Origin of the sequence: Castellaniella sp. S9 (assembly GCF_027257175.1) — a bacterium.
GTDB lineage: Bacteria > Pseudomonadota > Gammaproteobacteria > Burkholderiales > Burkholderiaceae_B > Castellaniella.
Genome location: NZ_JAPFGD010000003.1, coordinates 340,584 through 353,176 on the forward strand (window position 1 = coordinate 340,584; position 12,593 = coordinate 353,176).

Sequence of the window (12,593 nt, forward strand, 5' to 3'; positions counted from 1 at the left end):
CCATGGGCACCGGCACGCTCGCCCTGCAACTGCTGCACGTCCCGCGCGAGGGCATGGGCCGGCTGCTTGCGGCGCTGGCGGTGTCGGCCTGCCTGCACGGCGCACTGCTCGCCTGGCGCTTCGGCGCGCCGCCCGCGCCGCCGCCCGTCGAGTCCACCCTCGAAGTCACCCTGGTGAATGCGCACAGCGACACCGAGCCCATCCAGCCCAGGGCGCTTGCCCAGCAATCCTTGGACGGCGGCGGCGAACAAGCGGCCGGCCTGGCCGCCACGCCCCTGCCCCGCACCACGGACCAATCCGCCGACGAGGTCGTCCTCGAGGCCATGCAGCGCCGACAGGCCGAGCTGGAGGCCGAGCAACAGTCGCTGCTGACACGCCTGGAGGCCCTCGACCATGTGGCGCCGCCGCATCGCCCGTCCGAACTGCCGGGCAACCCCCAGGACCCCGGCGACGAGGCCCTGGAACAGGACAGCCTGGTGCTCAATGCGCGGATCGCCGCCCTCAAGGCCCGCATCGAGCGCTACAACGCGCAGCCTCGGCGCATCTATGCGGCACCCTCCACACAAGCCGTGGACTACGCCCAATACGTCGAAGCCTGGCGCAAGCACATCGAGCTCATCGGCACCGAGCACTACCCGCCCGAGGCGCGCGGCAGGATCTACGGCAGCCTCCAATTGACGGTCACCATCCGCAGCGACGGCAGCCTCGAGCGCCTCGAGATCGACCGCCCCTCGACCCATCCGGTACTCAACAGCGCCGCGCGGCGCATCGTCGAACTGGCCGCGCCTTTCGAGCCGCTGCCCGCCGCCCTTGCCGCGAAAGCCGACAGCCTGGTCATCACCCGCACCTGGCATTTCACCCACGACCGGCTGGATACGGACAGCCCATGAGTCGCGCCCGCCGCCCCATCCGACGCCTGATGCTGGGCGTCTTCCTGGCCGGAATGCTGGCCCTGCTGCTGTACCAGCTCGGCCTGTTCGCCATGGTCGTCTGGTTCAATTTCCGCGATCCGGGCATCACCCGCGTCATGCACCAGACGCTGAGGGCACTGCGGGCCGAGAATCCCGACGCGACGCTGGAGGTGCAATGGACGCCCTACGCGCAGATCGCCACGAGCCTGAAGCGCGCGGTCGTGGCCTCGGAGGATACCGGCTTCACCGAACACGACGGCGTCGAATGGGACGCCATCCGCAAAGCCTGGAAATACAACCAGCGGCAGGCGGACCTGGGGCGGGACCGGCGCCGAGGCGGATCGACCATCACCCAGCAGGTCGCCAAGAACCTGTTCCTGTCGAACGAGCGCAGCTATCTGCGCAAGGGCCAGGAACTCGTCCTCACCTACATGATCGAGGCGGTGATGAGCAAAGCCCGCATCCTCGAAATCTACCTGAACGTCGCCCAATGGGGCGGCAATGTCTTCGGCGCCCAGGCCGCCGCGCGGCATTACTACCGCACCGATGCCGGCCGCCTCTCGAACGCGCAGGCTGCGCGGCTGGCCGCCATGCTGCCCAACCCGGCCTACTACGACGCCCGTGGCGTCACCTCTTATCTGCGCGGGCGCGCCGCCACGATCCAGGCACGGATGCGGCAGGTCGACATCCCCTGAGCGGCCGTGCCACGGACCGGTTCGCGGTACTATTGAATGTTTCGCAACCCCGCCATCCGATCGCCCATGCGCACGGCCCGCCGATACCTCGCCCGTGAAATCTATCGCTCCACCGCCGTGGTGCTGCTGGCGCTGGTGGGCCTGTTCATCTTCTTTGCGCTGATCGAAGGCCTGGACAAGGTCGGCACCCGCCTGACCCTGCTGAACCTGTTCTACCTCCAGCTCCTCAACCTGCCCACGCACCTCTACGAACTGCTGCCCATCGGCTTGCTGATCGGCGCGGTCCTGGCGCTCGCCGGCCTGGCCCAGCGCAACGAACTGACCATCCTGCGCTGCGCCGGCGTCAGCGGCATGAAACTGCTGGGCGCGCTATGGGTCATCACCATCCCGCTGGTGCTGGGGGCCTTCGTGCTGTCCGAATTCATCACGCCGGCGGCCGAACTGCGCGGCAGCGAATCCCGCCTGGCGCTGCTGGGGCGCGCCGACGGCGGCCGCCTCGAAAGCGGCTACTGGTTCAAGGAATCCGACGACCAGGGCATCACCCGCATCATCAACATCCGCCAGCTGACGGGCAAGGGTTCGGTCGAGGGCGTCATCCTGTATGAACTGGGCGAAGGCCAGGCCCTGCGCGCCATGATCGAGGCCGAATCGGGCGAGTTCAGCAACGGCGCCCTGGTCCTGCGCGAGGTCACCGAAACCCACATCGACCCACGCTCCACCGAGGCGCTGGCCGACGCCCGCACGCGCGTCAAGCCGCTGGCCAGCGTCACGCACCGCCCCGAACGCTCCATCGACACCTCGCTCACCCCCGAACGTCTGATCGCCCGCGTCTTGACACCGGAGCGCATGTCCATCGCGGACCTCGTCGACTACATCGGCTATCTGCAAAAGAACCACCTGCAGACCGACCGCCAAGTGATCGCGCTGTGGCGCAAGGTCGCCTATCCCTTCACGCTGCTGGTCATGATCACCATCGCGGCGCCTATCGGTTTCATGCAGACGCGCCGCGGCGGCGTCGGCCCCAAGGTCTTTGCGGGCATCATTCTGGGTGTGGGGTTCTTCATGCTCAACCAGCTGGCCCTCAATGCCGGCATGCTGGGCGACTGGCCCCCCTGGGCGACCGCGCTGGTCCCCAACCTCGCCAGCCTCGGGCTGGCCCTGGCGGCCATCGCCGCCTCGGAACACCGCCATGCGGTGGCTGGATTCATCCAGCGCCACCGCGCGGCTGCAGGGGCGCCATGAACGCCACGAGCGACCCGATGGACACACCATCGTCCGCGGGATCGACCTGGGTCATCGGCGACGTGCAAGGCTGCGCGCAGGCGCTGCGCGCGCTGCTCGCCCTGCCCGAGTTGTCCGCGCCCGACGCCCGCTATTGGTTCGCGGGCGACCTGGTCAACCGGGGCCCTGACTCGCTGGGCGCACTGCGCCTGATCATGTCGCTTGGCGACAGGGCCCGGTCGATTCTGGGCAACCACGACCTGCACCTGCTGGCGGTGGCGGCGGGGGTGCGCCGGCCCGGAAAATCCGACACTTTCCACGACATCCTCGAGGCGCCCGACGCCGACGCGCTCATCGATTGGCTGCGCCACCGGCCGCTGATGATACGCGCGCACGGCCACCTCATGGTCCATGCCGGCATCCTGCCGGCCTGGACCCTCGACCAGGCCCAGCGCCTGGCGGGCGAAATCGAGACGGCGCTGCGCGGCCCCGACTGGCGCGCGGCGATGGCCGACATGTACGGCGAGGAACCCCGGCAGTGGGACGATGCGCTGCAAGGTCCCGATCGCATGCGCGTCATCGTCAACGCCTTGACGCGCATGCGGATGTGCACGCCCGACGGCGCCATGGACTTCCACCACAAGGGTCCACCGGACCAGGACAGCGAACTGCGGCCTTGGTTCACCCTGCGCGATCCGCGCGCCGACGGTGAAACCATCGTCTTTGGGCATTGGTCCACGCTGGGCCTGCACATCGACGAACACCGGATCTGCCTGGACACCGGCTGTGTCTGGGGCCGCGCGCTCACGGCGCTGCGCCTGGGCGACCGCCATTGCGTGCAGCAGTCCTGCACACTGTGCCGTTAGGGGGCCGGACGGCCTTTGCCGCTAGTCCCGCACGCGCACCGCGTGGGCGATCGCCTGGTGCGTGCGGCGCGCAAGCTCGGCCCGGCCGCCGTCCCCGGCATCGGCGGCCAGCGGCGGCAGGAATTCGACCTCGACCGCCACGCCGCGGGCACCCAGCAGCACCCAGAGGTTGGCGACCAGCGTCTGCTCGCCCACAAAGGCGAAGCGCCCCGTCCGCCGCCCGTGCTGCAGGAACCTCAAGGCGATCGGCTGGACCGGGACGCCGGCCTGCAGGGCCGCCTCGAACAGGCCGGCATGGAACGGCCGCACGTCCAGGCCGTCGGATGTGGTGCCCTCGGGAAACAGGCCCACGGCATCGCCTCGCTGAAAGCGGTCCCGCATCTGCCGGCCCGCCTCGCGCACGGCGTGGCGCTGGCGGCGATCGATGAACAAAGTCCCGGCCCAGGCAACCAGCAGGCCGATCACCGGCCAGCGGCGAATGTCGCTCTTGGCGATGAATGAGGTGGGCCGCACCGCATCGATGACGAAAATATCGAGCCATGAAACATGATTGGCGACCCAGAGCACCGGACCGCGCACAATAGGCTGACCCTGGCACTGCATCCGCACGCCGCACAGGCGCAGCAGGATCCGCGACCAGCCTTGGATGAGGCGCTGCCGCCCACGAAATTCCATCAAGGGGAAAGCCAGCAGTTCGGTCAGCAGGCCGGCCACAATCCAGCAGATCGTCAGCAAGGCGCGCACGGGGAACAGGATCAGCGCCACGGGCACTCCTGGAGGACGCCCGGCCACCCGGGCACGCCGCACATCATACCCGTGCAGCCGGTATCCGCGCGTCCAGGTAGCGCTGCAGGATCACACAGGCCGCCACGGCATCGTCGGCGGCGTGGGTGCCCAGGATCTGCTGGGCCTCCAGGCTGGAGCCGCGTTCGTCGACGAGTTCGACGACGACCCCGAAACGTCCCTGGAGCTGATTGGCGAACCGGCGAGCCAGGCGCGAGGCCGGCTGTTCGCCACCGTCGAGCGTCAGCGGCAGGCCGACGATCACGCGGTCCGGCCGCCACTCGTCGAGCAGGGCGGCCACCTGGGAGAAACGCTGCTCGCGCGTGACGGGCGTGAGGATGCGCAAGGGCCTGGCCTGGCCGGTCAGGGTGTTGCCCAGCGCGACACCGATCTTGCGCGTGCCGTAGTCGAAGGCCAGCAGGGTTTCCTCAGGCATGGCCGGCATCGGGAGCCAGCATGGACGAGCGGATGCCGAGCTGGGCGAGCGCCGCGTCGTAGCGGTCCTCGGCCGGCGTATCGAACAGTATGTCGTTGTTGGCCAACACGTTGAGCCAGGCGTTGCGGGCGAGCTCGTCCTCGAGCTGGCCCGAACCCCAGCCTGCATACCCCAGCGTCACCAGGATGCGCGCCGGCCCGCAGCCGGCCGCGACGTCCTGCAGGACGTCGCGCGAAGTCGTCAGCGCCACGTCCTCGCCCAGGGCGATGCTGGAGTTATAGGTGCCTTGCGGCACATGCAGCACGAAGCCGCGATCGGTCTGGACCGGACCGCCGAAAAATACGGGTGCATGGCCGACCGGGCCGATCTCGAGGGAAAGATTGAGGTCGATGCGCTGCAGCAGGTCGCCGACGGTCAGATCCGTGGGCCGATTGATCACCAGACCCAGCGCGCCGTGCTCGGTGTGTTCGCACACATAGATGACGGTATTGGCGAGCTCGCCGGATACCCTGCCGGGCATGGCCAGCAGGAACTGCCGGGATAGATCAATGCGGGGGCTGGTCTCGGGTGGATGCTTGGAAGATGCCATGGCTGTCCCCTTTCGCGGACCTGATGTCCAAGCTCTAGGTTATCAGATTCAGATCTCGATCAACTCGAAATCCTCCTTGCGTGCGCCGCATTCGGGGCAGACCCAATTGGGCGGCACGTCCTCCCAGCGCGTGCCCGGGGGGATCCCGTCCTCGGGAAAGCCCGCAGCCTCGTCGTAAATCCACCCACAGATCAGGCACATCCAGGTACGCATCCGATTCCCTTACACTATTGCTATCGATCCCGGCCCGCCGACGGCGGCGCCCGGCCCGCCCCTGGGCCGGGCCGGGTGTCCATTCGATTAGAATGGGGTCATATTACACAAGCCGGCGGCACGGCCGCCGGCGCTCTCGTTCCAGCCCGCCATGGCCCAAGCCGATCCGTCCCTGCACGCGCCCCTGCCCCTCATTGTCGGACCATTCGACCCCAGCGGGGCCGGAAGCCTCCCCATAGACGCGGTCATCTGCGCCCGGATGGGCTCGCATGCCCTGTCGGTGGCAACCGCCATCCACATCCAGGACTCGGCGGGCATCGAATCCATCCAGCGCCTGGGCGCCGACCTGATCGACGACCAGGCCCGCTGCCTGCTCGAGGACATGGCCGTGGGCGCGATCAAGATCGGTCCCCTGTACGACCTCGAGACCATCAGCATGCTGACCCAGATCGTCGCCGACTACAGCAACCTGCCGCTGGTCCTGCAGCTGTGCGCGCCGCCCGAGGTCGCCGACCTCGACGACCTCGATCCCGAGGAAACGGTGGGCGCCTTGCTGGAACTGCTGGTGCCGCAGGCGCGCGTGGTGATCGCCGATCGCGGCCTGCTCGAGCAATGGGGGACCCAAGGCCTGCTGTCCTCCTCGCGCGCCGACGACCCCGTCGCCGCCTTGCACGAATTCGGCGTGCCCTACGTATTGTGCTGCAACACCGCGCTCAGCGCCGGCCTGGACGGCCTGGCGCTGCACATCCATGACCAGCCCGGCCAACGCTGGCCCTGGCCCAACACCCATGTGCGCCGGGGCGATGCCGAAGGCATGCTGGCCACCCTCACGGCCGCGCTGCTGGCCCGCGGCCAGGAACCCGCCGAGGCCATCCGCGAGGCGGTCGCCCGGGGCGCCGCCATGCTGGAGCGCAACTTTCATCCCGGCATGGGCCAGCGCATGCTGCTGCACGCCGGCGGGCTGGAATCATGAGCATCCGCTTTCCCCGCGGCCTCTATGGCATCACCCCCGATTGGGCGGATACGGACCGCATGCTGGCTGCGGTCGAGCAGGCGCACGCCGGCGGCATGGCGGCCCTGCAGTGGCGCCGCAAACACGGCCGGCCCGCCGATCTGCGGGCGCAGCTGCTGGCCCTCAGACAGCTCAGCCTCGAGCTCGGGCTGCTGCTGATCGTCAACGATGACTGGCGCCTTGCGGCCGACGTCGACGCCGACGGCGCACACCTGGGCCGCGACGACGGCACGATCGCCCAGGCCCGGATGGCCCTGGGGTCGGACAAGATCATCGGCTGCTCGTGCTACGACCAGCCCGGCCTGGCCGCCCGCCGCCTGACCGAGGACGTGGACTACGTGGCCTTCGGCGCACTCTATCCCTCGCGGGTCAAGCCCGGCGCCGTGCGCGCCACCCTGGACCATATCCGCGAGGGCAGCCGCCTCGCGGCGGCCCACGACCCCCGCCCCGCAGTGGTCGCCATCGGCGGCATCACCCCCGACAACGCCGCGCCCGTCATCGAGGCGGGCGCCGATTGCATCGCGGTGATCAGCGCCGTATTCGAGGCCCCGGACATCCGCTTGGCGGCGGCGCGCTGCACGGCATTGTTTGCCCGCGGCAGCTAAGCCCCCTGTTTCTTCATTCACCCCTATACGGATCCAGACCATGTCACGCAATTCGGAACTCTTCGACCGGGCCTGCCGCGCCATTCCCGGCGGCGTCAACTCACCCGTGCGGGCCTTCCGCTCCGTCGGCGGCACGCCGCCCTTCATCCAGCGCGCCCAGGGCCCCTATCTGTGGGACGCCGAGGGCACGCGCTACATCGACTACATCGGCTCGTGGGGCCCGGCGATCCTCGGCCACGCCGATCCCGAGGTCGTCCAGGCCGTGCAGGCCGCGGCGGTGGGCGGATTGTCATTCGGCGCGCCCACCGAGGCGGAAATCGAAATGGCCGAGGCCATCATCGCCTGTTTTCCCTCGATCGAGCAGGTGCGCCTGGTCAGCTCCGGCACCGAGGCGACCATGTCGGCCATCCGCCTGGCGCGCGGCCACACCGGCCGCAACAAGATCATCAAGTTCGAAGGCTGCTATCACGGCCATGCGGACAGCCTGCTGGTCAAGGCCGGCTCGGGCATGCTCACGTTCGGCAATCCGACCTCGGCGGGCGTGCCGGCGGAATTTGTCAGCCACACGCTGGTGCTGGACTACAACCGCAGCGATGCGGTCGAGGCGGCCTTTCGCGAGTACCCCGAGGACATCGCCTGCGTCATCGTCGAGCCGATCGCCGGCAATATGAACATGGTGCGTCCGGCGCCGGGTTTCCTCGAAACCCTGCGCGAATTGTGCACGCGCCACGGCGCGGTGCTGATCTTCGACGAGGTGATGACGGGCCTGCGCGTCGGCCCCGGCGGCATGCAGGGCCTGTGCGGGGTGACGCCCGACATGACGACCCTGGCCAAGATCATCGGCGGCGGCATGCCGGTGGGCGCCTTCGGCGGCCGCGCCGAGATCATGCAGAAAATCGCCCCGCTGGGACCGGTCTACCAGGCGGGGACCCTGTCGGGCAATCCCGTGGCGGTGGCCGCGGGGCTTGTTACCCTGCGCCGGCTGCGCGAGCCTGCCTTCTACGACACCCTGCAAGACCGCACCGGCAGCCTGGTCCAAGGCCTGGTCGAGCGCGCCCGCGCGCATGGCGTGGCCTTTTCCGGCGACTGGCAAGGCGGCATGTTCGGCCTCTATTTCCGCGACACGCCGCCCACCAGCCTGGCCGAGGTGTCGGCCAGCGACACGCAGGCGTTCTCGCGCTTCTTCCATGGCATGCTCCAGGCCGGCGTGCACTTCGCGCCCTCGGCATTCGAGGCGGGCTTCGTCTCGGCGGCGCACGACCAGGCCGTGATCGAGGCGACCCTCGATGCCGCGGAGCGCGTGTTCGCGTCGCTGTAGGTGCCTCGGTCGGGACGCCTGCGGAAAACCCTGCCGGAGGCCTGGAATACGGGGGTCTAAATAATCTGAACTTCAAATTTATTGATGCAGGACAAAGACAGCGGACGGGCGCCTGCCTACACTGGTCCGGTAGGCTCCCCCCATGTCCCGCATCGGCCGTCTCGGCCCGGAGGTTCCGTCATGACCGACTACACACAATACGCCGCGGTCCAGCACCAGGCCGTGATGCCGCAGGCCCCCGATCTCGAAACCCGCATCACCGGCCACGAGCCCGAGGATACCCGCCTGTGGCTGCGGATGCTCAGTTGCTGCAATCTGATCGAAAACGAGCTGCGCAGCCGCCTGCGCAGCGAATTCAGGACCACCCTGCCGCGCTTCGATCTCATGTCGCAGCTCACCCATGCCCCCAAGGGCCTGAAAATGAGCGAACTCTCGCGCCAGATGATGGTGACCAACGGCAACATCACCGGCATCACCGACCAGCTCGAAAAGGACGGCCTGGTCGAACGCCTCAAGGACGCCACCGATCGGCGCAGTTCGCTGATCCGGCTGACGCTCAAGGGGCGGCGCTATCAGCGCAAGATGCAGCGCGCCCATGAGGCCTGGATCGAATCGCTGCTCAGCGGCCTGCCCCAGCAGGCGCGCGCGACGCTGTTCGACCTGCTGGGCGAGCTCAAACTCGCGACCCACAGCCGCCTGCCCGTGCAATAGGGCCTGGCGGCCAATCGGCCGCGACGTAGTCCCCCCGGCGAACCCCCAAACTCGATAGAATGGGGGTTCGTTTTTTTGACCCCAATCCACGTCATGGCCATCAACCTGCATATCCCGGCGCGCGACGCCATCCACCCCGTCTCCGGCGTCCGGATCGGCACCGCGGCGGCCGGCGTCCGCAAGGCCGGCCGCCGCGACCTGACCGTGCTGCTGCTTGCCGAAGGCGCCACGGTGGCCGGGGTCTTTACCAAAAATCGTTTTCGCGCGGCCCCCGTGCAGGTCTGCGAGGCCCACCTGGCCGCGGGCCCCGGCATCCGCGCGCTGGTCATCAACACCGGCAACGCCAATGCGGGCACCGGCGAGCCCGGGCTGCGCGCCGCGCAACAGACCTGCAACGCCCTGGCGACCCACCTGGGCCTGCGCGCCGAACAGATTCTGCCGTTTTCCACCGGCGTCATCCTCGAGCCCCTGCCTGTCGACCGCATCGTCCAGGCACTGCCCGCGGCCATCACCGACGCGGCCGACGACCATTGGTTCGAGGCGGCGCACAGCATCATGACGACCGACACCCAACCCAAGATCCATTCCGCGCGCATCGTGTTGGGCGACACCCCGGTCGCCGTCACCGGGATCAGCAAGGGCGCCGGCATGATCCGCCCCAACATGGCCACCATGCTGGGGTTCCTGGCCACCGACGCCGGTCTCGCACCGGCCCTGCTGCAGCCCCTGGTGCGCAGCATCGCCGACCAGTCCTTCAACCGCATCACGGTCGACGGCGACACCTCGACCAACGATTCCTTCATCGTCATCGCCACCGGCGCCAGCGGCGTACACATCGAATCGGCCGACGACCCGCGTTACGCACCGCTCGCCCAGGCCCTGACGGACGCCGCCCGCGACCTGGCCCAGAAGATCGTGCGCGACGCCGAGGGCGCGACCAAGTTCATGACCATCCGCGTCGAGGACGCGGCCACGACCGACGAGGCCCTGCGGGTGGCCTATGCCATCGCCCATTCGCCCCTGGTCAAGACCGCCTTCTATGCCTCGGACCCGAACCTGGGCCGCATCCTGGCGGCCATCGGCTATGCCGGAATCGACGACCTGGACGTGGGCCGCATCCGCCTCTGGCTGGGCGACGTACTGGTCGCCCGCGACGGCGGCCGGGATCCCGATTACCGCGAGGAGGACGGGCAACGGATCATGCGCGAGGCCGAGATCCTGGTCCGGGTATCCCTGGGGCGCGGCCGGATCGCCGACACTGTCTACACCTGCGACTTCTCGCACGACTACGTCAGCATCAACGCGGACTATCGTTCCTGATCGCCGCCGCTTGCCGCCCACGGCACACCGACCGGCCCCGGGCGCTGGAAGATCTCGGCACACAGCCGGCGCAGCCAGGCATTGCCCGGATCGTGGTGATAGCGGGTGTGCCAATGCAGCTTGACGTCGAATGAGGGAATCGGCACCGGGCACTCCAGCAGCCTCAGGCCGACCGCGGCCGCCAGCGCCTCGCCGATGTCGCGCGGCAGGGTCGCCAGCAGTCCGGTGCTCGCCACGATCGAGCCCAGGCCCAGGAACCCGGGCACCTGCAGCGGGATCCGGCGCCGGACCCCGGCGCGCTCCAGCAGGCCGTCGAGCGAAAAGAAATGTCCGGCCGGCGCCGCCAGCCCGACGTGGGGCAGATTCCGATAGTCCTCGAGGCTCAGCGCGTCGCCCGCCGGCGGATGGTCCCTGCCCGCCAGGCAGACCCAGTCCTGGGAGTACAGCACCTGCTGGTAAAAGCCGGGCTCCAGCTCGGGCACGAAGCCGAACGCCAGGTCGGCCTGGCCCGAGCGCAGCATCTCGGCCGTCGAGCCGTCGATCCGGACGGCCTCGAGCCGTATACCGGGGGCGACGGCCGCAATCCGGGAGAACAGCCGGGGCACGATCACGGCGTGGCTGGCGTCGGTCATGCAAATCCGGAACGTCCGCTCTGCCGTCTGCGGCGTGAACTCGGCCTGCGCATCGGCCAGCCGGCGCAGCACCTCCAGCGCCTCGCGGCACGTGACGATGAGTTCGTCGGCGCGCGGCGTGGGCAGCATGCCCTCAGGCGTGCGCACGAACAGCGGATCGTTGAAGAGCGCGCGCAGGCGGGCCAGGCCGATACTGACGGTGGGCTGGCTTTGGCCCAAAAGGTCGGCGCAGCGCGTCACGCTGTTCGTCGTATAGAGCAGATCGAACAAACGCAGCAGCTTGAAGTCTATCGGGGCGGCGGACGGGCTCACGGCGACATCATTGAAAAAACAAATGGATCAGATTGGTTTCATTATATGGACAATACGTGGCCCGCCGCCCTATCTTGTGTCCAAGACCCGCAGCGACGGGCCCACCGCGTCAGACGAGCACAGCCATGAATCCCAAACATTTCCAGCATTGCCGATACGAGGTCGACGGCCCGGTCGTGACCATCACCATCAACCGCCCCGAGGTGCTAAATGCGCTGCACCCTCAAGGCCACCAGGAGATGTCCGACGCCTTCGACTGCTACGCTGCGGACGACTCGCTGCGCGTGGCCATCGTCACCGGCAGCGGCGACCGGGCTTTTTGCGTGGGCACCGACCTGAAATTCCTTGCAGAGACGGGTCTGGCGAACAAGCCGAAAACCGGTTTTGCCGGCATGACCCATCGCTTCGACCTCTGGAAGCCGGTGATCGGCGCCGTCAACGGCCTGTGCCTGGGCGGCGGCGTAGAAATGCTGGGCGGCTGCGACATCGCGGTGGCGTCCGAGCACGCGCGCTTCGGCCTGCCTGAGACGCGCGTGGGCCTGGCCGCCTCGGGCGGCGGTACACTGCAGCGCCTGCCACGGCAAATCGCCATGAAACACGCCATGGCCCTGGTGCTCACCGGCACGCCCATCTCGGCTCAAGAGGCTGCGCGGATCGGCCTGATCAACGAAGTGGTGCCCGCCGGCCAGGCGCTGGCACGGGCCCGTGAACTCGCCGAGGAGATTCTCGCCTGCGCCCCGCTCGCGGTCATGGCCTCCAAGCAGGTCATGCTGCAAAGCCTGGAGCAGGCCGACCTGTCGGCCGTCATGCACGAGAACTACCCCATCCTGCAGCAGATGCTGGCGAGCCAGGATGCCATCGAAGGCCCCAAGGCCTTCGCCGAAAAGCGCAAACCGAATTGGACGGGCTCCTAAGCCTCCGGCCCAGCCGTCCGACATCCAGAAAGCCGCCCCACAAGCGGCGTCAATC

General features: G+C 68.5%; 15 protein-coding genes. 10 read left to right on the forward strand and 5 right to left on the reverse strand.

Annotated elements, in window-relative coordinates:
* Positions 1 to 2: 2 nt before the first annotated feature.
* From OOZ48_RS06710 to OOZ48_RS06725, 4 genes are all read left to right on the forward strand, one after another.
* Entirely contained in the window at positions 3 to 890 is an 888-nt protein-coding gene (locus OOZ48_RS06710) for an energy transducer TonB (protein ID WP_269496721.1), read from the forward strand.
* Complete coding sequence (gene mtgA / locus OOZ48_RS06715; RefSeq protein WP_269496722.1) at positions 887 to 1,606, forward strand: monofunctional biosynthetic peptidoglycan transglycosylase; 720 nt, start codon at positions 887 to 889, stop codon at positions 1,604 to 1,606. The genes OOZ48_RS06710 and mtgA overlap by 4 nt, the downstream gene beginning before the upstream one ends.
* A gap of 66 nt (positions 1,607 to 1,672) precedes the next feature.
* On the forward strand, positions 1,673 to 2,848 hold the full coding sequence (gene lptG / locus OOZ48_RS06720) for an LPS export ABC transporter permease LptG (protein WP_269496820.1): 1,176 nt from the start codon (positions 1,673 to 1,675) through the stop codon (positions 2,846 to 2,848).
* Positions 2,845 to 3,693, forward strand: a complete 849-nt coding sequence (locus tag OOZ48_RS06725) for a symmetrical bis(5'-nucleosyl)-tetraphosphatase (RefSeq protein WP_269496723.1) — start codon at positions 2,845 to 2,847, stop codon at positions 3,691 to 3,693. Before lptG ends, OOZ48_RS06725 begins: the two co-directional genes overlap by 4 nt.
* A 21-nt stretch (positions 3,694 to 3,714) precedes the next feature.
* Here the strand turns inward: OOZ48_RS06725 and OOZ48_RS06730 are convergent, their stop codons facing one another.
* Genes OOZ48_RS06730 through OOZ48_RS06745 form a run of 4 tightly spaced genes read right to left on the reverse strand, consistent with a single transcriptional unit; the run spans position 3,715 to position 5,714 of the window.
* Positions 3,715 to 4,458 (reverse strand): lysophospholipid acyltransferase family protein, encoded by a 744-nt coding sequence (locus OOZ48_RS06730; protein WP_442867547.1) that lies wholly within the window; start codon positions 4,456 to 4,458, stop codon positions 3,715 to 3,717.
* 43 nt (positions 4,459 to 4,501) lie between these two features.
* Positions 4,502 to 4,912 carry a Holliday junction resolvase RuvX gene (ruvX, locus tag OOZ48_RS06735; protein WP_269496724.1) on the reverse strand — a complete coding sequence of 137 codons (411 nt, stop codon included), beginning with the start codon at positions 4,910 to 4,912 and terminating at the stop codon, positions 4,502 to 4,504.
* The gene (locus OOZ48_RS06740) at positions 4,905 to 5,501 is read right to left on the reverse strand and encodes a YqgE/AlgH family protein (protein WP_269496725.1); all 597 of its coding nucleotides are present in this window, start codon (positions 5,499 to 5,501) and stop codon (positions 4,905 to 4,907) included. Before OOZ48_RS06740 ends, ruvX begins: the two co-directional genes overlap by 8 nt.
* 48 nt (positions 5,502 to 5,549) lie before the next feature.
* Positions 5,550 to 5,714, reverse strand: coding sequence for a rubredoxin (locus tag OOZ48_RS06745; RefSeq protein WP_269496726.1), 165 nt, complete (start codon positions 5,712 to 5,714; stop codon positions 5,550 to 5,552).
* Between the two features lie 151 nt (positions 5,715 to 5,865).
* Between OOZ48_RS06745 and OOZ48_RS06750 the strand changes: the two genes are divergently transcribed.
* From OOZ48_RS06750 to argJ, 5 genes are all read left to right on the forward strand, one after another.
* Entirely contained in the window at positions 5,866 to 6,687 is an 822-nt protein-coding gene (locus OOZ48_RS06750; RefSeq protein ID WP_269496727.1) for a bifunctional hydroxymethylpyrimidine kinase/phosphomethylpyrimidine kinase, read from the forward strand.
* A complete protein-coding gene (thiE, locus tag OOZ48_RS06755) occupies positions 6,684 to 7,331 on the forward strand; it encodes a thiamine phosphate synthase (RefSeq protein ID WP_332108258.1) in 648 nt (215 codons plus the stop codon). The genes OOZ48_RS06750 and thiE overlap by 4 nt, the downstream gene beginning before the upstream one ends.
* A gap of 40 nt (positions 7,332 to 7,371) precedes the next feature.
* Positions 7,372 to 8,649: a glutamate-1-semialdehyde 2,1-aminomutase gene (gene hemL / locus OOZ48_RS06760; protein ID WP_269496728.1), complete on the forward strand. Its 1,278-nt coding sequence runs from the start codon at positions 7,372 to 7,374 to the stop codon at positions 8,647 to 8,649.
* A 225-nt stretch (positions 8,650 to 8,874) separates the two neighbouring features.
* Complete coding sequence (locus tag OOZ48_RS06765) at positions 8,875 to 9,360, forward strand: MarR family winged helix-turn-helix transcriptional regulator (RefSeq protein ID WP_269496824.1); 486 nt, start codon at positions 8,875 to 8,877, stop codon at positions 9,358 to 9,360.
* Positions 9,361 to 9,453: 93 nt separating this feature from the next.
* Positions 9,454 to 10,680 (forward strand): bifunctional glutamate N-acetyltransferase/amino-acid acetyltransferase ArgJ, encoded by a 1,227-nt coding sequence (gene argJ / locus OOZ48_RS06770; RefSeq protein WP_269496729.1) that lies wholly within the window; start codon positions 9,454 to 9,456, stop codon positions 10,678 to 10,680.
* On the opposite strand, the gene OOZ48_RS06775 is transcribed toward argJ, so the two are convergent.
* Positions 10,668 to 11,624 carry a LysR family transcriptional regulator gene (locus tag OOZ48_RS06775; protein WP_269496730.1) on the reverse strand — a complete coding sequence of 319 codons (957 nt, stop codon included), beginning with the start codon at positions 11,622 to 11,624 and terminating at the stop codon, positions 10,668 to 10,670. The genes argJ and OOZ48_RS06775 overlap by 13 nt on opposite strands.
* Before the next feature lie 125 nt (positions 11,625 to 11,749).
* On the opposite strand from OOZ48_RS06775, the gene OOZ48_RS06780 reads away from it, so the two are divergent.
* Positions 11,750 to 12,538, forward strand: a complete 789-nt coding sequence (locus tag OOZ48_RS06780) for an enoyl-CoA hydratase-related protein (protein ID WP_269496731.1) — start codon at positions 11,750 to 11,752, stop codon at positions 12,536 to 12,538.
* Positions 12,539 to 12,593: the final 55 nt, after the last annotated feature.

Excerpts from the sequence above, each read along its gene's own strand:
- OOZ48_RS06780 (WP_269496731.1), top strand. The coding sequence starts at position 11,750 with ATGAATCCCAAACATTTCCAGCATTGCCGATACGAGGTCGACGGCCCG.
- OOZ48_RS06725 (WP_269496723.1), top strand. The coding sequence starts at position 2,845 with ATGAACGCCACGAGCGACCCGATGGACACACCATCGTCCGCGGGATCG.
- thiE (WP_332108258.1), top strand. The coding sequence starts at position 6,684 with ATGAGCATCCGCTTTCCCCGCGGCCTCTATGGCATCACCCCCGATTGG.
- ruvX (WP_269496724.1), bottom strand. The coding sequence starts at position 4,912 with ATGCCTGAGGAAACCCTGCTGGCCTTCGACTACGGCACGCGCAAGATC.
- OOZ48_RS06740 (WP_269496725.1), bottom strand. The coding sequence starts at position 5,501 with ATGGCATCTTCCAAGCATCCACCCGAGACCAGCCCCCGCATTGATCTA.
- lptG (WP_269496820.1), top strand. The coding sequence starts at position 1,673 with ATGCGCACGGCCCGCCGATACCTCGCCCGTGAAATCTATCGCTCCACC.
- hemL (WP_269496728.1), top strand. The coding sequence starts at position 7,372 with ATGTCACGCAATTCGGAACTCTTCGACCGGGCCTGCCGCGCCATTCCC.
- OOZ48_RS06750 (WP_269496727.1), top strand. The coding sequence starts at position 5,866 with ATGGCCCAAGCCGATCCGTCCCTGCACGCGCCCCTGCCCCTCATTGTC.
- OOZ48_RS06745 (WP_269496726.1), bottom strand. The coding sequence starts at position 5,714 with ATGCGTACCTGGATGTGCCTGATCTGTGGGTGGATTTACGACGAGGCT.
- OOZ48_RS06765 (WP_269496824.1), top strand. The coding sequence starts at position 8,875 with ATGCCGCAGGCCCCCGATCTCGAAACCCGCATCACCGGCCACGAGCCC.
- OOZ48_RS06710 (WP_269496721.1), top strand. The coding sequence starts at position 3 with ATGGGCACCGGCACGCTCGCCCTGCAACTGCTGCACGTCCCGCGCGAG.
- argJ (WP_269496729.1), top strand. The coding sequence starts at position 9,454 with ATGGCCATCAACCTGCATATCCCGGCGCGCGACGCCATCCACCCCGTC.
- mtgA (WP_269496722.1), top strand. The coding sequence starts at position 887 with ATGAGTCGCGCCCGCCGCCCCATCCGACGCCTGATGCTGGGCGTCTTC.